The organism is Maridesulfovibrio ferrireducens (assembly GCF_016342405.1).
Classification (GTDB): Bacteria; Desulfobacterota; Desulfovibrionia; order Desulfovibrionales; family Desulfovibrionaceae; genus Maridesulfovibrio; species Maridesulfovibrio ferrireducens_A.
In genome coordinates this window covers 17,193-38,218 of record NZ_JAEINN010000011.1, presented here as the reverse complement: position 1 = coordinate 38,218, position 21,026 = coordinate 17,193, and the positions used below count along the sequence as shown (strand labels likewise).

Sequence of the window (21,026 nt, the reverse complement as noted above, 5' to 3'; positions counted from 1 at the left end):
TTAAGCCTCCCGGACAGTTATAGCGTCTTCCACGGTTTCCTTCAGTCTGCGCTCAACAAAATCCTTAAGAGTCACACCACTGGAGGGGCAGCCAACACAGGCACCACGTAAAGAAACAATTACTACCGTCCCTTCAATATCAATAAGTTCTATATCTCCGCCATCCTTATGAAGGGCCGGACGGATTTCTTCGTCAATTGTCTGTGTAACAAGCTGAAAACGCTTGATGTTAGTGAGCTTAGCCGGCTTTTCAATGACGGGCTTTAATTCTGTTACACCAAAGCGGATTTCATCTATAAGTTCCTTAATCCTGCCGTGACAGTCTTCGCAGCCCCCGCCGGCCTTGGTGAAGTTGGTAACTTCTTCCACGGTGGTGAGCTTATTTTCAACAACCGCATGCTTGATCTGCACGTCAGTCACACCGAAACACTTACAGACTATTTCTCCTTCCGGCGCCGGAACAGCATCCAGCCCTCTGTAACGTCTGATTGCATCCTCGAGAGCTTCCTGTCCCATAACAGAACAGTGCATCTTTTCCTTAGGCAGTCCGCCGAGGGCCTCAGCAATATCCTTATTGGTGACCTTCTCAGCTTCCTCGACAGTCATTCCCTTTACCATCTCAGTCAGCACCGAGCTTGAGGCAATGGCACTGGCACAGCCGAATGTCTGAAACTTCGCATCTTCAATACGGCCTTCGTCATCTATCTTAAGGAAAAGACGTAATGCGTCTCCGCAGGAAAGACTTCCTACTTCACCGACAGCATCCGCATCATCAATGGTACCGCTATTCTTCGGATTCAAAAAATGTTCTTTAAGCTTATCAGTATATTCCCACATGATATTCTCCACGTCCCGATTGCAGGGATGAATATTTTTAAGCCACATTCCAGAACAGGCCGGACGGCTTTGTTATACTTAAAATATACGCACTTCTCAGCTATTGTGAAGACAAAAAAACATCTTAATCTTTGCTTCAATTTTAGCAGAGTTAAACTGCATACTCTTATTTCCCACCATTTTGGTATGATTTATACTACTCTCAAACTTTTCTGTACGCAAGAATAATATCCTTACTTTGTTTTTTCCGAAGAAACGGCGGCGAAATATTCAGCAGGAACAAGTTCATTGCGAAGAACAGCCAACCCTCCGCGACCCATAACTTCCATCTCTTCCAATCCGGTTATAACATGCACATTAGCAATAGAACCGACCATATCTTCAACAGCATTAACAAGCCGAAGACTTTTGGCTCCTCCACCTGTAAGAATTATCGCAGTCACAGGTTTTTTAGCCGAGTCCTCTTTCATCAAAACCGGAACAAATGAGCTTATGTATTTTGAAAGATTATAAGCCAGTGCATCAAAAACAAGCCTTGCTTCTTCATCTCCCGCAATAATACGGGCTTCTACTTCACGCAGATCATTGGTTCCCAGCAACCCGAGAAGTCCCGAACCGGAAGTAACCTTTTTACGCAATTCATCATAAGAAAATTTTCCTGAAGCAAGAAGTTCAAGCACGGTCAAAACAGGCAAACTGCCAGATCTCTCGGGGCTGAAAGGACCTTCTCCGTCTAGAGCATTTACCACATCGACAACGCGTCCGTTTCTATGAGCTCCGATAGAAACTCCGCCCCCTAAATGGGCCACAATAAATTTCCCTTTTTCATATTCAATGCCGAGCTTGGCGGCAACAGTCCGGGCCACACCTCTTTGACTGAGGGCATGGAAAACACTTCTGCGGGTAATTTCCGGAAAACCCGTAATTTTAGCTACCGGGTCCATCTCGTCTGTAACAACCGGGTCCATTATCATAGCAGGCACGCCCCATTTTGCTGCCAAATCGCGGGCAATCATTGCACCGAGATTGCAAGGGTGAGCACCGTATTTTGCACTTTCAAGATCAGCAATCATTTCATCATTTATTAAATAAGGCCCACCAGGAATAGCTCTAAGCAAACCGCCTCTACCGACGACGATATCAAGCTGTCCTTCTTTTAGTGACTCATCAATAAGAGATAAAACCTGCTCAGTGCGGAAACTTTTCTGGTCCATTACTGTTGCATACTTATCAATAATATCTCGAGGATGCCGCACTTCAGCATCAAAACAAACTTCATTGTCACAAAAAATAGCAACCTTTGTAGAGGTTGAACCTGGATTTATAACAAGAATTTTTTGCGTCATTACTTTTCCCCGTAAGAATAATTCAAATTTTGATATCGTTACTATGCGAGAAAAAACAAAAAGTTTAAAGTTTATTTTTTTTGGCTGCAATAACGCTGATGGCTTTTTCTGCTCTGCGTGCTAACTTACATAAACTTATAATGAAACATCATTGACTAAGGTCAAACAAATAATACGTTTAAAAAAAAACCATTTCTTTCAGGTCATTATTAAAACTCTGCAGGCGGACTCAAATGCCCTTTAAACTTGTTCCTATCAATACACTTACAGCTACACGCAAAAAAATTCTTCATGCAACATACAAATGTCTGGCGCAAACAGGATTCAACAAACTCACTGCCGATGAAATCGCATTGAGATCAGGCATTTCGAGAAAAGTTATTTTCCATTACTATAAAGGGATTGAAAATATTTTAAGCGACCTTGCCGAATCAAGTTTTTATTGGCCCAGCACAGAAGAACTTTTAGCGAATACCCCTGATGAATTCCCTGACATATGCCCGGAAAAGCAGGTCGGAGCCTTTTTTCTTTCACTTCGCAAAGAACTTGAAGAAAGACCTGAAACCCTAAGAATACTGGCTTGGGAAATGCTTGAACGCTCTGCCTTATCAGAAGAGCTTGAAGATGTAAGGGTTAGAACTGCATTGGAGTTCTTTGAGCATTTAGGACCGGACGTACCTGATGAAGTTGATCTCGCGGCAGCCGTCGCCCTGCTCGGGGGCGGAATTTCGTATCTTGCCATTCGCTCGCTTAATACCAAGACATACGGCGGAGTAAGCCTTCAGGACGAAATAGGCTGGGAAAGACTTGAGCATGCGATGCATTGCATGCTCAAGGGGTTACTTTTCCCGTAAAAATTTCAATTGGTAAAAAAGATTTTACCAGCCATTATTCTACCTGCTTAGCCGATAAAACATAACAAGCGGGGAAGAAAGCAGCATAATAATCATTGCGAAATTTGGAGGAAGCAACTGCTGCACTCCAATCAACACTCCCAGAAGAATAAGTATCCACGGGATACAGCCCTTAACATAAACCTGCCCCAATGGACCGAACAACAAACAAAGCAGCATGCCTATCCAAAGAATTCGCGGTTTGATTTTTCTTAACCTGAGACCTAACCATATCGGAATAATTGTGGCCCCTATAATCAACAACAAAATCGGTATATCACTTACATTGAACCCAGACATAGCAATTCCTCCTTATTTTTAAGAACAAACAGATCCAGTATAACAAAAAACCGGATTCAATTAACATTTAATTTCAAAAGATAACAGGCAACTCTTTCTTTATCAGTTAAAAAAGCTACAACAGTTCAATCTCATTAAGCAAACCTAATCGTATACATGCTTATTTTGTATCAAGATATTAAACAGATAATTTGACCGGAAAACGAAAGAATACTATTAAACACATCGAATCGTTGAAAAGACCTTCAACCTCAACTTTGCCAGAGAGAGTCTATGAAAGGTAAAAACAAAAAAGATGCTATCCTTTACGCTGCTCAGGAAACCTTTGGGCGTTACGGATATGCAGGAACTACCGTTAAAATGATTTCTGAGCGGGCTGGCGTGGCATTCGGCCTTGTCTCGCATTACTTCGGATCAAAAGAAGAACTATTTCTTACCGCCGGTATTGCCATGGTAGAAGACCTCATGGAATATTTGAATGCAGAAATCAGTGAGACAACCTCAGGAATTGACGGGGTTGCAGCCTTCATGAAAAGTTACCTGTACTACACTTTGAAACATCGCAATACTTTTCCTATCCTGCTTCGTTGCTCCCCTTTCAGTGATGTGCAAATAGACATGGACCGGACCAGAATAGCTCTTAAATTCCAGCAGCTTCTAAATATTATCCGCGAATGTGTAAACCGGGGAATCGAAGACGGCTCCATTAGGGAACTATCCATCGACGATACCACCACTATCATTTATTCCAACATTGTCGGCACGGTCAGAACCAGATTCCTGTCTCCTTACGATCTGCCTAACTTGTACGAAGAAACAACTGAATTTGTTACCAGAAGTATCAGATCACGCTAATCGTTTTATAAAAAAGACAGCCGGAAAGAAAGGTCTCTGTACATATGTGCTAGAGACCTTTTCTATTTAGAGCAGCCTTCTTAAACTTGACACAATCAATGTCCTCTTCCATTGTTCCCGTATGAAAAATATCATCGCGCACCTGTTACAAAAAATCAGTTATTCACTCCCGCTGTTTTTTGTAATTACGACCTTACTATTGACCTTATTCGTCCCGAATCAGGCAATTGCGCACCCGCATGTTTTTGTGGACAGCTCTTTAACCTTTGAATTCGATTCACTTGGATTAAAAGGAGTCAGACAAAAATGGTGGTTCGATGAAATGTTTGCGTCCATGATCCTTGGAGAATTCGACGCCGACCACAATAATAAACTTTCCAAAGAAGAGGCAAAAGCCCTTAAAGAAGGTGCTTTTGTTAATCTCAAAAACTTCAATTACTTCACAACAATCCTAGTTGACGGACAGCCATATACGATTACAGAGGCAACCGAGTTTATTCCCTCGATTGAAGGACACACCCTTGTTTATAATTTTTTTATTCCCTGCAACGTTAAAGAAAATGATAAAAAACATACCATCGTAGCAACTAATCGCGATGAAACCCTTTATACTGCGTTTCAAATTGATCCGAAAAATAAAATCAAAAACCTCCCGGAGACACTGGACGCTCAACTGGACTTTGATATTGTCGAAGAACTTACATCTCCGATAACTCAAATGGCACCTGAAGCAGCCTTTCTTACCTTTGGCCCCAAATGAAATATAAAATAATTTTCTTTCTCTTACTGCCTCTGATACTCGTCACTGCCACAACTGCGTTTACCCCTGCGGCGATTGCTGCGACCAACCCTTTTCTCACTCAAAAAAAAGACTCTGTTCAGTCGACAAGTTCAAAGGCAGAAGAAGCAAAAAAAACCTCCGATTCCATCAAGATCAAAAAAGATCGCTCCAAAAGTTTTTACGACTCTGCCATGACAAAAGTAATCCTTTTGCAAAAGGACATACGAGCCAAACTGACTTTCTTTTCCCGTGACATTAAAAGAAATTCCTTTGGGAAATCCTTTTGGTTTTTTCTACTTTTTTCCTTTGCATACGGAGTTGTCCATGCAGTCGGCCCCGGACATGGTAAATCTGTGGTCTGCGCTTATTTCCTTTCACGCCGCGGGACAATATACACAGCAGTGTTCATGTCCTGGGTAATCACCCTCGTACATGTGGGATCTGCGACTGTGGCTGTCTGCCTTGCATATTTACTTCTCAGTAGCGGAATGTCCGGTTTTGAAAATTTCAACTATCACTTACAGACAGCAAGCTTTGCGCTGGTTTTACTCATCGGACTATGGATGTTGTTTGGAGTAATCGGATCCTTCTTCAAAAGAAATCAGGAAAACCGCTCCGAACCGACCAAGTGCGCTTCACTAAAAGAAATCACTACTGTTGCGTTTGTAACAGGACTTGTTCCGTGTCCCGGAGCTGCAATTATTCTTGTTTATACTCTATCCTCCGGAATTTTGTGGGTCGGATTGACTGCCATGCTTTTCCTTGCAACAGGAATGGCTTTGACTACCTCAATTTTTGCACTTACCGCCGCTAAAGCAAGATCCGTTATGGACCGTGCCGCAAGAGGTAAAAAGGCTCAAATATTCTACACAGCTATATCCCTTTCCGGCTCACTGATAATTATTTCCTTTGGAGCCCTCATGCTGAGTTCTCACCTCTAAAACAAATACGCCAAATTCGTCCGCAAGATTCCCACTCTTTTCATGACAGCCTACTCCATTAATGATACAAAATAATTTGATTCCTTTAAATTCAAGATAAAAATCTAATGCGGTCACCTAACTATGGGGAGCTGTTTTTTATGATTGATCTCGTCGGCTATGAAAAAGTCGGTCCCCTTTTTAAAGAAGATGAACTTTCCTTATGCAGAGCTGTGAGAGATTACGACGGATCTACTGTCCTTATCAAATATCCGACTTCAAAATTTCCCTCACACAAACTGCTATCTGAAATAAAAAATGAATATGCGACTTCACTGGAAATAGGAAAACAGGGAGCAATATATCCTATAGCTCTCCACCAGACAGATAATTCCCTAGCTCTCATCCTTGAAGACAAGGGCTACTCTTTACTTAATAATTTTATTATAAATACAGACATTGACCTTAAACTAAAAATCCTTCTCGCAATAAAAGCTCTGACAGCTTTAAATTGCGTCCACTCGAAAGGATTCCTGCATAGAAACGTTAAACCTGACTGTTTTGCGGTATCCCGTGACATGCATGAAGTTGTCATGACCGGCTTACAACGTTGCTCACGCTTCCCGGACAGCGCATCAGGGATAACTATAGGATTAGTTTCAGATAATTTTCTTCCGTATATTTCTCCGGAACAAAGCGGCAGAATAAGTGAAGAATCTGATCACAGATCGGACTTTTACTCTTTTGGAATTTCTCTTTATGAACTTTTCACAGGCTCACTTCCTTTTTCAGCAGAAGATGCATCGGAACTCATACATTGCCATCTTGCGCAGGAACCGCCTGTTCCTGACATGATAAACCCAGAAATACCGGAACAGCTTTCCGCTGTAATTTTAAAGCTTCTGGCGAAAAACCCGAATGATAGATATCAATCCGCCCACGGAATAAAACAAGATTTAAAAATCTGCTTAAAAATATGTGAAAAATCTTTTCTTCCTGAAGGATTCAAGGCTGGGGATAAAGACATCTCGGACACATTCACCCTTTCACGCAGACTGTTCGGAAGAAAAAGAGAAAAACACCTTCTTTTGAAAGCTTTCAAAAAATCAGCTCTGGGCAGTTGTGAAGTGGTCATGGTCAAGGGAGAACCTGGATCTGGAAAAACATCTCTCATCAATGATATTCACAAACAAGTCGACGAAGCTCGTGGAGAGTTCATTTCAGGTAAATTTGATCAATTCAAACGTAACATTCCGTACAGCGCGCTGATTCAGGCTTTTCAGAAATTAATCCGTAAGAGATTAACAAATTCAACCCCCGTAATAAATGCGTGGGGAAAATGCATTATCAAAGTACTGGGCTCAAATGCGGGACTCATTACCGAAGTCATCCCCGAGCTGGAATTGCTTATCGGGCCACAGCCGCCACCTGCAAAATTGCCCCTAACAGAGGCTCGCAGCCGATTTAACTTGGTTTTTAAAAATTTTATTAAAATTTTTCCAAATCTGGATCACCCTCTGGTTCTATTCATTGATGATCTACAATGGGCGGATGCTTCAACAACCGCCCTGATCACAGAACTGATTGCCGACAAAGAAACTACACACCTTTTGTTTATCGGGGCATACAGAGACAGCCAATCGTTGAACAGCGATGTCCGTGATATGCTTACGGGGCCCCCCAACATTATAACAATCCCTCTTAACAGGCTTAAACAACAACATGTTTTAGGCTTCATCAGCCGAACCTTTAGAACAGAACGGTCACGTGCCAGCGAACTTGCAAAACTGATATTCAACAGAACAGGTGGCAACCCTTTATTTGTACGCGAATATATTCGTAATCTTTACAGGGCTGAACTGATAAAATTCAACTATGAAAAAACCCGATGGGACTGGGATGTTAAAGCCATTCGCAAAATTTCCATGGATGGAAATATCGTTGAACTCATGGCCGAAAAAATCAAGAATCTCGCACCGGACGATCAAAAAATTTTAAAGACCGCTTCCTGCATAGGCGGTAAATTCGACATGAATACATTAATTGCGGTCACCGATCTTTCTAAAGAGGAAATCGTCTCTTTTTTAAATATCGCGCTCCGCAATGGATTGCTCCTTTCAAGCGAAGAGTCCCCTGAAGGTGCAGACCTTATCAGTTCTGATCTCAAATGGACTCCTCAACTCTCTTTCATGCATGACAGAGTCCAGCAGGCTGCATATTCCATGCTCACGAAACAAGAAAAAACTGCCCTGCATTTAAAAATCGGGCGCAACATGCTGCGAATTTTCGATGATTCAAAAATAGAAGAGATCATTTTCGATGTTGCAATGCAGTTCAAAGAAAGCCTTTCCGAATTAACAGAAGAAGATGAACGGTATCAAGTTTCAGCCATTTTTCGACGTGCGGGCAAAAAGGCTAAAAGAAGTTCTGCCTTTGATCTGGCTGCAAATTACTTTGCTACTGGAATTCAGTTACTCAATCAGGATTGCTGGATAAAAAACTACGCTCTGACTTTTGACATGCACCTTGACTGGCTGGAATGTGAATACCTGAACGACGGGACAAAACATGCTGAAGAGATTTTTACAACCATACTTGAAAAGGCTGCAAACAAACACGATATTTTAAAAATTAAGCTCACTAAAATAATGCGTTATACAAATCAGAGCAGGTATCAAGACGCAGTCAAAATGGCTCTTGAACTCCTGACATTGTTCAGCATGAACCTTCCTGAACATCCGGGTAAGTTTGCCCGGATCTCTGAACTGCTCAAAACAAGAACACTGCTTCATAACAAATCAGTCGAAGATCTTTATAATCTCCCTAAAATGAAAGATCCTGAACAACTGGAAATAATGAAGCTCTTAATGCACATAATTACTCCGGCATACATGTACAATAAACAGCTTGTGTTTTTCATTGTACTAAAAATGCTCCGGCTTTCTTTAAAATACGGCAACGCACCTTCATCTGCATTTGGATATATGTTTTATGCAATGTTTTTAGCGGCTAAAGATTTCTCCTTTGAAAAATCTAAAAAATATACACAACTCGCAGTCGGCTTAAACAAACAGTTTGGAAACAACGAACTGGACACAAAAATAAACATGCTTCGAGGATGTGCTCACGATCACTGGCACGTCCCGATAGCTCAAAATATCCGCACACTTGAAACAGCATTTCAATCCGGACAATTAAATGGAGATGCAACCTACGGAAGATATGCCAGCTACTTTGCAGTCTACTATAAATTTCTTCAAGGCTCCTCTCTGTCCGATGTAAGGACGAATGCTGATAAATACCTAAACTTTCTTCAGAACACCCCAAACCAATTCACAACAGGAGTTCTCCAGTTAATTAAGCAAATGTCCAAAAGCTTTGAAGGCACAACCCATACTCCCGGTTTTTTAAACGACGAATCTTTCCATGAAAAAGAACTAATCGGAATGGCCAAAAATAATGGATCTGAAGTAATTGAATACTGGGCCAAAATATCTAAAATTATCACCCTCTCTTTTTTCGGATACAATCAGCAAGCTCTTGAAAAAATTGAAAACATACAAAAAAACATTGAGAAATATTTGTTTGGAATGCTTAATGTTCCAATTTTTCATTTTTTCAGTGTCATCAATATGACCGCTCTCTACAACGACTCCTCAGTTCCCAAACAAAAAACATTCAAGAAACGCATAAAAAATTCACTGGCTAAACTTAAAATATGGGAACAAAATTGCCCTGAAAATTTCAGTCATCTTTTTCTTCTTGCAAGCGCTGAGCATCATTCACTAACAGGGCAATCAAGCTCTGCTCTGCGTCTTTACGAAGAGGCTATCCGCACAAGCATAAGGAACGGATTTAATAATTTTGCAGCCCTTTCATGTGAACTGGCCGCTAAATTTCATTTCACAATTGGCAGTAAGCGGACCGGGATATCTTTAATAGACGAAGCCTGCGAACACTATAAAAACTGGGGAGCCTCTGCAAAGGTTAACCAATTAATAACAGACTACCATTCACTGCCGGAAGAATTCACCCCTTCTCTCATGGAAACAAAGTCTGAACAGGCCTGTTGCAAGACAAAAAGCTCTTATTCTTTAGATCTTTCCGCTGTAATGAAGGCCTCTCTTGCTATTTCAGGAGAAATAGTCCTTGAACAATTGCTCGACAAGTTAATGCGCATTGTTATTGAAAACGCCGGAGCACAAAAAGCATCTCTTCTACTTAATAATAAAAACACGCTGGAACTGGTCGCTCATGCCGAAGTTTCCAAACACGGAATATCGACACAAGTAAAATCTACCCCTAAAGCAAGCTCATATTGCGAAAGCATTGTTAACTACGTTTTCCGATCAAAAGACAACATTGTTCTAAGAGACGCAAGTTCACAGGGCCCTTTTATCATCGACAGCTACATAATTAAACATTCTCCTAAATCTGTTTTGGCAATGCCGATCATTAATCAACAAGTTATGCGTGGAGTTTTGTATCTTGAGAACAATCTCAGCCCCGGGGTTTTCACCGAAGAACGGCTCGAAGTATTAAATCTGCTTTGTTCTCAAGCGGCCATATCAATCCAGAATGCAAGTCTATATTCAGATCTCAGAGAGTCTGAAACACAGTACCGCACACTATTGGAAAGTATTAACGTTGGAGTATACCGAGCTGAAGCCAGCCTTGAAGGCAAACTGATCAGAGGCAACCGGGCCTTAGCTAAAATGTTCGGCTATTCAGACTGGGACAGCTTCCACATGACCCCGATAAAATCTTTATTTATTCATCAAGAAAACCACTATTCAATTCTCAACGAACTGCTCAGTGGAAAGAGCGTGCGCGACAAAGAAGTGCAGATGCAAAAAACAGATGGAACTCCGATATGGGTAAATATAACGGCTTCATTATACTTGGACGAAAATTCAAAAACCAAATGGATGGAAGGGGTTATTGAAGACATTACCGAACAGAAAAAAACTCGAGAACTCGAGCGTGCAAAAGTTGCGGCAGACGCAGCAAATAAGGCTAAAAGTGATTTTCTCGCCAGCATGAGCCACGAAATAAGGACTCCTATGAATGCAATTCTCGGAATGGCTGATCTGCTATGGGAGTCAAGACTTAGCAAAGCTCAAAAAAACTACGTAAAGATATTCAAAAATGCAGGAGAGAACCTTCTTCTGCTCATAAACGACATTCTAGACCTTTCAAAGATCGAAGCAGGACAGATAACACTTGAAAAAATAGACTTCGAACTAGAAGACATTTTCGAGGAAATCGGCTCCATCTTCGCACTGAGAGCACAAAGCAAAGGTATTGACCTATCTTGGTATATTGCACCCGAATTGCCTAAAATAATTAACGGAGACCCCACCAGAATAAGACAGGTTCTCGTAAACCTTGTAGGGAATGCCCTTAAATTCACTGACCAAGGTTCAGTAACCTACGAAGCATCTATAACTGAAACAGGAATGCTCAAAATTATCATAAAGGATACGGGCATAGGCATCCCGGACTCAAAAATGAATCAGATTTTTGATACTTTTTCTCAGGCAGACTCCTCCACGACCAGAACGTTTGGAGGAACAGGACTTGGTTTATCAATCTGCATGCAAATGGTAAAATGTATGGGCGGAGGACTATTCGTCAGCAGTCAGAAAGACCAAGGTTCTTCCTTTTCTTTTACAATGCAGCTTACCTTTCCACAAAATCAACATAAATCACTCCCCTTGAACGGAATCTCAATTCTATTAATTGATAAAAATTATCCATCTCGAAAATATCTGAAAAACGCCCTAACAGATTTAGGTGCATCCGTTAGCGTTGCCGAAACAATGAATCAGGCAACAACAACGGCTGCGGAACTGTCTCTTGCAAAAAGCAGCCGTAAAGCTCTTATAATTGGAGAACCGGCATGGGATGCAAATAGTTTTGATGTCTTAAGAACACTGAAAAAAGATTTATGCAAAGGCTGGTCACTGATCATGCTAATTGAAGCCAAACCTGTGCCCAGAGCAACGGTAAGAGCCAGACAGCTCGGGGCTTCGTATATTCATAAACCCGTATCACCTAGAAGTATCGCAAATGAAATCAATGAATCAGATTCAGATAAAAAAATAATTGAAGACCTGAATGACTTTGATCTTAACTTTGAAAATGAAACAAATCGGACAGACTCCTTCAGGGAAAAGGAGGCTTCCATTCTTCTGATTGAAGATTCCGAAGACAATCGGAGGGTCGTGGATCTGTATCTGAAAGAAAGCCCCTACCAAATTACTATGACAGAAAACGGCAAGGAAGGACTGGAAAAATATATACTTGGAAACTACGATTTAGTTCTTATGGATATCCAGATGCCCGTAATGGACGGGTACGAAGCAACCAAAGCTATCAGGCAATTTGAACTGGATAACAAAAAAAAGATAACTCCAATTTTAGCATTAACCGCCAACGCTTTTCTGGAAGATGCCCAGAAATGTATAAATTGCGGATGTACAGATCACTTGGCAAAGCCGATAAAAAAGAAAAAATTAATTTCTATCCTCGAAGATTACCTCGAAAAATAACCACTGTTACCAGCGACGAGTCAGAACTGTTTTCCAAACCTCCGGTATATATTTTTCATACGCATGCCCTATGGATTCCAAAGGAATCATACTTCCTGAAAGACTGATAGCATAAGGCTTCATAAGCCTGAGTGGATAATCGCCACTTTCCAACTGGAAACCGTTACTACTGTTTAAAACCGTAAGCATATCTGTTGAACTCCGCCCAACTAAAACAGAATCCGGGAAGAAATTAGCATTCTTTATCTGAGAATAAAAACCATCATAAAGAGTCTTGCATATAAAAATAAAATCTTCTTTCCAAAGACTTCTGTTAACGCTCGGCAAAGTTTCATTAGTCACATAATGAATTTCTTTATCTTCAAGAAATCCGTAAGTGTCGTTTTTTTTGGCATCAGCAACTATAATATTACCTAATCCCATTCTTCCCATAATTTCATTTGTTCTTTCAGCTACAATCTGGTTGCGCTCTATTCCGACCAAGGACGTACTTGAAAAACCATTTCTTTTTGCAAAAACACTCATTGCAAGCATCAAAATGCCAGTTCCCGAACCTATATCAAGCCCCGTGAAAGTATTCCCGTCTAAGGTTGTAGACCCTTCTGCAATAGCTTTAAAGATATGCGCACTCTTGGGTAAATCGGCCAGCATACACAAAGCAAAACCATATGAAAGCAATGTCTTGCGAATATCTAAACATCCTTCAAGAACATCACTTCCAAGCCTGCGATGTACAAACTGATCAAAAAGCAATGAGATTTCTTCAAGGGTAAGCACTCTTTCATGCGACCCCGGATAAACATAGGCATGAAAAAATTTCACGAGGATATTCAGCAGCAATGGGCCGTCTAATTCGGTGCCAGCGTCCCCCGCCTCTTCAATATCATTGAGGAGTGAAGTTTTCCTATAAATATCATTTGAAAGAACCGTTGTTGGCATTGCCTGACGCTGCAACAAACGGAGACTGGCTTTTTGAATCATTGCTAAACACCCCGACTAAAATAATAAATGAATTCCTGCTGCTGACGATACTGCTTAAGTATAACCTGATTTTAAATCCATTTCCACAAATCACATCATCTGGCAGGTCTTTTTCTCAAGAAACAGATTCAAACCGGATCACAGTTTGAATACGAGAAGGTAATATTACAACCATTTTAAAACAATTACAGTTCAATAAAATACGAATTCCGTAAAATATTTCAGCTGCTAACAAATAAACTAAAGCAATCTAAAAAGCAAAAATTGAGCTATACTTTGCACCGACGGAGCAAAAACTTGCACTTGACCTTTGCGCTAATCCTGATACGGACTTTCAAGACCCTGAAAAAGACAAAGGGCTTATTAAAAAACACAATCAAAAGTCACACTGGCAAAGCCCGGTAAAGGACATATTCTCATGCAGGAACAAGTAGATAAAATTATCAAAAAAGAAGTTGAGCGCAGACGCACTTTCGGCATTATCAGCCACCCTGACGCAGGTAAAACAACTTTAACTGAAAAACTGCTCCTTTATGGTGGAGCTATTCAGATGGCGGGAACAGTAAAATCCCGCAAAGCAAACCGCCACGCAACATCCGACTGGATGGCAATGGAGCAGGAGCGCGGTATCTCCGTAACAACTTCTGTTATGAAATTTAATTATCGCGATTATGAAATCAATCTGCTTGATACACCGGGCCATCAGGATTTCTCCGAAGACACATACCGGGTATTAACAGCAGTAGACTCAGCTCTTATGGTTATCGACTGCGCAAAGGGTGTTGAAAATCAGACAAAAAAACTGATGGAAGTCTGCCGCATGCGCGATACCCCCATCATCACTTTCATTAATAAAATGGACCGTGAAGGGATCGATCCCTTTGACCTGCTTGCCGACATCGAAGAAACTTTAAAAATTGAGTGCGCTCCGCTGAGCTGGCCCATTGGTATGGGTTCAGATTTCAAAGGAACATACAATATGCATAAAGGTGAACTTCACCTTTTTTCTGCAACTCACGGCGGCTCTATTCAAAAAGGGGAAGTCATAACTGATCTGAATAGTCCGCGCCTTGATGAACTGCTTGGATCTCAAGCTGATCAACTACGCGAAGAACTGGACCTGCTACAAGGTGCCGGTTACCCTTTTGATAAAGAACGCTATCTCGCAGGTAAGCAGACTCCTGTATTTTTCGGTAGCGCCATCAACAACTTCGGTGTTCAGGAAATGCTGAATTCTTTTGTTGAACTGGCTCCCTGCCCCGGCCCCAGAGCAAGCACAACCCGCGATGTTTCACCCTTTGAAAGCGATTTTTCAGCCTTTGCCTTTAAAATACAGGCCAACATGGACCCCGCGCACCGTGACCGCATAGCGTTCATGCGCATTTGTTCAGGTAAATTTACCCGAGGAATGAAGGTCCGCCATCATCGCATCGGTAAAGATTTTCAAATTGCCAATGCAACTATCTTCATGGCTCAGGACCGTACAGGAGTTGAAGAAGCCTGGCCCGGTGATATTATAGGTGTTCACAACCACGGAACCATCAAAATCGGTGATACCTTTACTTCTTCGAAGGAAGAATTGAAATTCACCGGAATACCGAACTTTGCCCCTGAACATTTTCGCAGAGTTCGCCTTAAAGATCCGCTGAAAAGCAAACAGCTCAATAAAGGATTGCACCAGCTAGCAGAAGAAGGCGCGGTTCAGCTCTTCAAACCTCTAGGCAACAACGATAATATTCTCGGAGCTGTCGGGCTGCTCCAGTTCGAAGTAATCATGTCCCGCTTGAAAGGTGAGTACAGCGTTGAAGCACTTTACGAACCAGTAGAATTTCACACGGCAAGATGGCTTTCCAGTGACGATATTAAAGAATTGGAAGGAATTAAAAAGCGTTATCCCCGCTTTGTAGCTCTTGACGGAGATAACAATCTGACCTTTCTTGCCCCCAGCCAGTGGAGATTACAACAGGCGGAAGAAGAATGGCCGAAGATCTCTTTCCAAAAAACAAGAGAGCATCAATAGTCTTTTAATCAACCCCGCATAAAAATATAAGCATCAAATTTGTTACACGGGGTTGACGAAGCCGTCATAGGCTAATATCCAACTAGGTGATTATTACAAGCTCTAACTCAATTATCCGCGTTGAATATAGTTAAAACCGGATGTCAGAGGCAGCGCAAAAAACAAGAAAGAACAAAAATTACAGCAGACAAACAATCTGCGAAATATTTTTTGCTCGGTATTTAACACAACTTTGGCTGTATGCGACTTAAAATTAGCCGCTTTTTGTTACCCTATCCTGCCGGACCGTGATCTTTCAGGCTCTTTAAGCCTGACAAATCACGGGTTGGCGGGAACTAATAAACCGACCGTCAGGAACAGACCCTTCAACCTTATGCAATTACCTGAAAAATATAAGAAAAAAATTACTAAAGAGGAAATCAACGAGCTTCCTTTGCGACAGTACGAAGGACCTATCAAGCTTATTGATTGTGAAGAAAACATCCCTGAAATTATCGCTGAAATAAGTGAATCAGGATTACTTGGATTTGACACAGAAACCAGACCTGTCTTCCGCAAAGGGCTTTCGTATCCTCCATCACTGATTCAGCTTGCGACAGCCAACTGTGTTTACCTTCTGCACCTGAATCACATTCCGCTATCAATCGAAATAAAAAAACTGCTTTCCTCCGCCAATATTATTAAAACCGGAGTTGCAGTTATAAATGATGTAAAAGAGCTGAAACAAGTTTCTCACTTTGAAGCAAAAGGATTTGTTGATCTGGGGGATCTTGCAAGATCTCTTGAAATGCAGACCAACGGACTTCGTAATCTTGCTGCCAATCTGCTCGGCTTCCGCATTTCCAAAGGAGTTCAATGCTCTAACTGGGGGCGCAAAGATCTCTCTCCGCAACAAATCACGTATGCAGCGACCGATGCTTGGGTAAGCAGAGAAATCTATTTAAAATTTCAGGAAATGGGAGCTCTTTAAACCCACTCTCTGTAGGACTTGCAACTCTCAAAACCGGGCATCAAAACACCCCTAAGTAAGGTCTCACATTACAATGAAAGGTAAATTCCCCGTCATTATAGCGTTTTTTATTTTGCTCACCGCAACCTCCGCATTTGCGCAGGACGACTGTGACAATTTATTGAAAACGGAATTGACTAATATTCCCGGCGTTCAAACGACTATTCAGGAAAACGGCAAATTTCTCACAATACTGGCAACTTCAGATAAAGCTGAATCCATTAAAATTGCTTCACGCATTACAGCTCTTCATAGTCGCACTTCTTCTACGGGGTGTGATTTCAAATCATTCCCCATTGCCGTATTTAACAGCAACCTCCTTTCTGTAAAAACAAAAACTGCCGATAATCTGAGCAACGCAGAGATTGAAAAACTGTTGTATAAACATGTCTACGCACTCAGCCCTGTTCAGGTTGAAGAAAACCTTAAGGGTTACACTAGACTGGCAGAATTGTTCCCGCTCAACAGTTATTACGCAGCTCGAGTGGAGCACTATAAAGAACGCAGTGACCTTCAAAAAACCAGAAATAACTTTATCAAAAAATGCCTTAGAGAAGCGGCTAAAGATAAAAACATTCACGATCTGAAAATTAACCGCGATGTTTATCTTTTCATCACAGATGATGACACTCCTCAAAAAACATCTTTAGCTTTTCTTGATAAAGTTGAAAAAATTACTCCCAGACCTAAAAAAGAACTCTGTCTATTTTTCTATGATTCTGAACTGAACCGCAAAGGCTATTCCTGCCCCACGGAATATCAACAGAATTTGGGCAATACCGAAGAAACTCTTTTGATGAATTATGTTCAATCAATTCCAAGCTATCATATTAAGCAGAATATAAATGGTTACAAAGCTCTCAAGAACCTGAATCCAGCCTTAACGCTATATACGAGCAAGCTTGATTCATATGAATCCAAACTGCGTGGACTAAACAATTTTTTAAACGTTCAGACATCGTCAGGTGAAAAACTGTTTCTAAAAAATATTCTAAGAGGTTCAACTCTTTTTGTCACACTTGACGATAAAGCCATTGAAGGGAAATCCAGAAAATCTTTAAAAAGCTTTTATAGCGCGCTCAACAGCTATTATGCTTATTCCGGCAGCCCTTACCAAAGATGCATGCTAAAATCTCAGGCAGGCGCAACTCTGGGCAAAATTCAGTGTACCAAGAACGGACGTTGCAAATTCAAAGAGTAAACAGATAATTTGACTACCTAAGTCGTCTGTACCGTCAAAATGATAAAAGCCTATCCCTTGTAAAAAGAGATAGGCTTTTTCTTTTCCATTTCAGACAAGAATCTAACTGGTCACGTAAAAATAAACAGCCCCTACAACAAACAAGCTTGAAGCTCGCAATGCCTGATTGTAAACAATCAGCTTCAAAGCCATTCTGCCTTTGAAAATTCCCGCATAATATGGAAGCTGATGACGCAACGCCCGCATAGGAGTTGATAAAATATTACCGATCATCAAAGCCAGAACAATATCCCGAGGCCCCAGCGTACCTGCCCCGAGAAGAGAACCCGCCGCAGCCAGTCCTGCCGTGAACTCAGCCGCCAGACTAAAGACTACTATTCCGAAAATTTCCGGATTAAGCCACGATAGAAAGCTCAAGTGTTCACTTAAAAAAGTCTGAAAAGAAGCAAGCACGCCATAATGGCGCAAGAAAAAGAATGCCGTATAAATGGGGACCGTAATAAAAATTACACGTGGCAACCTTTTGCGCAGTCTCTTTAATGCTGTAGACGCGACAGCAGCTAAATCACGAGGTTCCTGACTTTTCAACTTTGCTGAGATACTGCCGCAACATCCTTCCGGGGAAAGTGACATGCGGCCCCACAGAATAATCAGCCCGGTACGAAGAAATGCTGCGAGAAGCGTCAGCCCTACATAAATAAAAGCAACCCGCCCGATAAAAGGAGCGGCTATAAAAAAGACCGTGGGCATATGCAGAAAGTAAGTCGGTAAGCTATTGAAAAGATTAGAAACAACTAATTCTTTATCAGATATTTCACCTTTATCATAAGCTTCCGAAAGCATGGAATTAGCGGCAACTCCTGAAAAAAAAGCCAAAGCAAAGCTGGCTCCGCTGATATCTTTAAGCCTTCCCATGCGGATAAGAGGAGTGGCAACTTTACCCATAGCCCTTGTCCAGCGAAGCCCTTCCAGAATATTCCCAACCAAAAGACCAATACTGATAAACATCACGAGCCGGACCAGAGGCCATCCCAGACCGTTCCATAAAATTTCAGGAGAAAAAGACAATTAAACCTACTTTGTTATCCATACATCAGAACTTAATATTTTGAATTCAGAATGATCATCAGAAATAACATTCCGCGCGACAAGCTCCTTTACAGCACTATGAAAATCGCCTTCATCAGCATTCCACTTTTCAAGACAGTTCTTAGCGGTGACAACCTGACGGGGAGCTATGCAATTCTGTGATGCATCGATCTTGCCGCCTTCAAGGCTTTCAATCATAAGAAAAAGCGAAACCGCTTCCACAGATAGTCCAATATCAAAAACTGCAATTGCCATAACAACCTCCATATTTAAGAAAAGTGCAAGAAACTACAGTTGCAACCGAACGCTTAATTCTTATTATTTTCCATAAGCAAAGTTTTGAATATCTTCAATTCGTCAGCATTCATATTAGTAAAGTTTTCTTTTCCCGGGAACTCCCCTGCAAAAACCTCATCACAATAAGTCTTTATCGCGCCGATACTATCACCGCGAAGCTGAGCAAATTTCTTAACAAACATAGGTACAAATCTATCAAAAAGGCCCAAAATATCGTGATAGACTAAAATCTGCCCGTCTGTATCAGGTCCTGCCCCGATGCCTATTGTAGGAATCGAAACACGATTCGTAATCTCCTGCGCAACTTCAGAGGGAATGGCTTCAAGCACAATTGAAAAACATCCGGCAGCTTCAAGCGCAAGAGCTTCATCAACAAGGGCCGCTGCCGAACGGGCAGTCTTACCCTGAGCCTTAAACCCACCAAACCGGGCAACATGCTGAGGAGTCAGGCCGATGTGGCCCTGTACAGGCACGCCGGAACTGACAATTGCGCGAACATGCTCAAGAAAAGGAAACCCGCCTTCAAGCTTAACGGCACGCGCGCCAGTCTTGCTTAAAAATTTTCCAGCATTCTCAACCGCCATACTAACAGAGGGCTGGTAAGACATGAAAGGCATGTCTCCAATAATAAGCGCCCTTGAAGCCCCGCGTGAAACAGCCGCCGTATGATGAAGCATATCTTCCATAGTAACAGACAGAGTGTCTTCGTAACCTAGAACAACCATCCCTAATGAGTCTCCGACAAGAATCATATCCACTTCCGCAGCGTCGGCAATTTGTCCCGAAGAATAGTCGTAAGCGGTTATTGCTGTGATTTTTCTCTTACCTTTCAAGTCTATGATTGCAGGAGCTGTAACTTTTTTCATACCATGACCTCATATATAAATTTAATGATCTCGCACAGGGGCGCACTTATAATCAAAAAGATTCCAAATTAACAGAAGCGAAATCACTTGAGCAAGAGCAAGCCTAATCGTCAAGTTAAAGGAAAAAGTTCACAAGGCAAAAAAAAGACCCGGAAAATCCGGGTCTTTTAAAAGATACTGATAAGATAGAACTAAACTTCCTGCATAACCCAGACAACACGTCCGACAACCAGCTTATTCTGATCCTGAACAGCTATGTACAGTTCGGGATGCTGAGGGTCTTCCGGGCGTAAAATAAAGCGTGAATTTTCAGGATCAAAAAAGACCCTGCGGATGACCACACCCTGATAAGGAACATGGACAGCATAAATATCACCGGCCATGAGCCGCTTCTGAGTCTCGTCGACTCCCGCAAAAGCATTTCTTCTAATGGCTGGCTCCATTGAAGAACCTTCTACTTTAAGAACAACCATAGAAGGTCTGTAAAATGTCTCAGGGATATTCAATTCCCCGACCTGCTGCGGTGCCCATTGTTCAGAACCGGACTCTTCGCCGGCCATTGAAGAAACAGGAACAACCCTTCCTCTTGACGGAACCTGTCCGTACTGTGCGGTTGTTTCACTCAGAATATTATCAGCTGAAATTTTGCCTTTACCCGGCTTCATATATACGGGCTCAACACCATCGGAAAGCCACTCAGGATTCAATCCATGAGTTTTGTATAATTTAATATACCATTCCGCTGGAATAGAACTGCGTCTTTTAGCATCGGAAATACTTGACTGCCTGATGTTTAAAATCTCAGCCAGCTGAACCTGAGTTCTTGTTCCAGTTGCTTTTTTAATTCTTTCTAATGTTTCGTCGAACCATTTAGACATATATATATCCTCCTACGGGTCAGGCTATTTATCTGGAGTTGGCTGTGTTTCCGAAAAAGATAATGCACAGGTACACTATAAAACCGCTTAACCGCAACTCATATGTATGAAGTGATAATCTTTCTCACCCTACACACAAACAAACAAAACCAACACAAATGCGATATTTCGAGAAGTCTTAAAAATGAATCTATATAGA

At 41.6% G+C, this 21,026-nt stretch carries 16 protein-coding genes; 8 read left to right on the top strand and 8 right to left on the bottom strand.

From position 1 onward, the window contains the following. Together nifU and buk are read right to left on the bottom strand one after the other, a co-directional pair. The gene (gene nifU / locus JEY82_RS12470; protein WP_304085897.1) at positions 1–837 is read right to left on the bottom strand and encodes a Fe-S cluster assembly protein NifU; all 837 of its coding nucleotides are present in this window, start codon (positions 835–837) and stop codon (positions 1–3) included. A gap of 233 nt (positions 838–1,070) precedes the next feature. After that, on the bottom strand, positions 1,071–2,183 hold the full coding sequence (gene buk, locus JEY82_RS12465) for a butyrate kinase (protein ID WP_304085895.1): 1,113 nt from the start codon (positions 2,181–2,183) through the stop codon (positions 1,071–1,073). A gap of 233 nt (positions 2,184–2,416) precedes the next feature. Between buk and JEY82_RS12460 the strand changes: the two genes are divergently transcribed. Further along, positions 2,417–3,037 (top strand): TetR/AcrR family transcriptional regulator, encoded by a 621-nt coding sequence (locus JEY82_RS12460; protein WP_304085893.1) that lies wholly within the window; start codon positions 2,417–2,419, stop codon positions 3,035–3,037. Between the two features lie 39 nt (positions 3,038–3,076). Here JEY82_RS12460 and JEY82_RS12455 read toward each other — a convergent pair whose 3' ends face one another. After that, positions 3,077–3,376 carry a hypothetical protein gene (locus tag JEY82_RS12455; RefSeq protein ID WP_092157725.1) on the bottom strand — a complete coding sequence of 100 codons (300 nt, stop codon included), beginning with the start codon at positions 3,374–3,376 and terminating at the stop codon, positions 3,077–3,079. Between the two features lie 273 nt (positions 3,377–3,649). Here JEY82_RS12455 and JEY82_RS12450 point away from each other — a divergent pair, with 273 nt between their 5' ends. From JEY82_RS12450 to JEY82_RS12435, 4 genes are all read left to right on the top strand, one after another. After that, positions 3,650–4,231 carry a TetR/AcrR family transcriptional regulator gene (locus JEY82_RS12450; RefSeq protein WP_304085890.1) on the top strand — a complete coding sequence of 194 codons (582 nt, stop codon included), beginning with the start codon at positions 3,650–3,652 and terminating at the stop codon, positions 4,229–4,231. Positions 4,232–4,430: 199 nt separating this feature from the next. After that, the gene (locus JEY82_RS12445; RefSeq protein WP_304085888.1) at positions 4,431–4,991 is read left to right on the top strand and encodes a DUF1007 family protein; all 561 of its coding nucleotides are present in this window, start codon (positions 4,431–4,433) and stop codon (positions 4,989–4,991) included. Continuing rightward, positions 4,988–5,953, top strand: coding sequence for a nickel/cobalt transporter (locus tag JEY82_RS12440; RefSeq protein WP_304085887.1), 966 nt, complete (start codon positions 4,988–4,990; stop codon positions 5,951–5,953). The genes JEY82_RS12445 and JEY82_RS12440 overlap by 4 nt, the downstream gene beginning before the upstream one ends. Positions 5,954–6,093: 140 nt before the next feature. Continuing rightward, entirely contained in the window at positions 6,094–12,486 is a 6,393-nt protein-coding gene (locus JEY82_RS12435; RefSeq protein WP_304085885.1) for an AAA family ATPase, read from the top strand. Between the two features lie 6 nt (positions 12,487–12,492). On the opposite strand, the gene JEY82_RS12430 is transcribed toward JEY82_RS12435, so the two are convergent. Continuing rightward, positions 12,493–13,467, bottom strand: coding sequence for a hypothetical protein (locus tag JEY82_RS12430; RefSeq protein WP_304085883.1), 975 nt, complete (start codon positions 13,465–13,467; stop codon positions 12,493–12,495). Between the two features lie 418 nt (positions 13,468–13,885). On the opposite strand from JEY82_RS12430, the gene JEY82_RS12425 reads away from it, so the two are divergent. From JEY82_RS12425 to JEY82_RS12415, 3 genes are all read left to right on the top strand, one after another. Further along, complete coding sequence (locus tag JEY82_RS12425) at positions 13,886–15,487, top strand: peptide chain release factor 3 (RefSeq protein ID WP_304085881.1); 1,602 nt, start codon at positions 13,886–13,888, stop codon at positions 15,485–15,487. Between the two features lie 373 nt (positions 15,488–15,860). Then, positions 15,861–16,457, top strand: coding sequence for a 3'-5' exonuclease (locus JEY82_RS12420; protein WP_304086108.1), 597 nt, complete (start codon positions 15,861–15,863; stop codon positions 16,455–16,457). Between the two features lie 73 nt (positions 16,458–16,530). Further along, positions 16,531–17,697, top strand: a complete 1,167-nt coding sequence (locus JEY82_RS12415; RefSeq protein ID WP_304085879.1) for a hypothetical protein — start codon at positions 16,531–16,533, stop codon at positions 17,695–17,697. A 102-nt stretch (positions 17,698–17,799) separates the two neighbouring features. On the opposite strand, the gene JEY82_RS12410 is transcribed toward JEY82_RS12415, so the two are convergent. The 4 genes from JEY82_RS12410 to JEY82_RS12395 form a co-directional block, all read right to left on the bottom strand. Next, complete coding sequence (locus tag JEY82_RS12410; protein ID WP_304085877.1) at positions 17,800–18,765, bottom strand: hypothetical protein; 966 nt, start codon at positions 18,763–18,765, stop codon at positions 17,800–17,802. 6 nt (positions 18,766–18,771) lie between these two features. Next, positions 18,772–19,041, bottom strand: a complete 270-nt coding sequence (locus JEY82_RS12405) for a hypothetical protein (protein WP_304085875.1) — start codon at positions 19,039–19,041, stop codon at positions 18,772–18,774. Positions 19,042–19,094: 53 nt separating this feature from the next. Continuing rightward, a complete protein-coding gene (gene panB / locus JEY82_RS12400) occupies positions 19,095–19,949 on the bottom strand; it encodes a 3-methyl-2-oxobutanoate hydroxymethyltransferase (RefSeq protein WP_304085873.1) in 855 nt (284 codons plus the stop codon). A 191-nt stretch (positions 19,950–20,140) separates the two neighbouring features. Beyond that, positions 20,141–20,827: a S24 family peptidase gene (locus JEY82_RS12395; protein WP_092157747.1), complete on the bottom strand. Its 687-nt coding sequence runs from the start codon at positions 20,825–20,827 to the stop codon at positions 20,141–20,143. Positions 20,828–21,026: the final 199 nt, after the last annotated feature.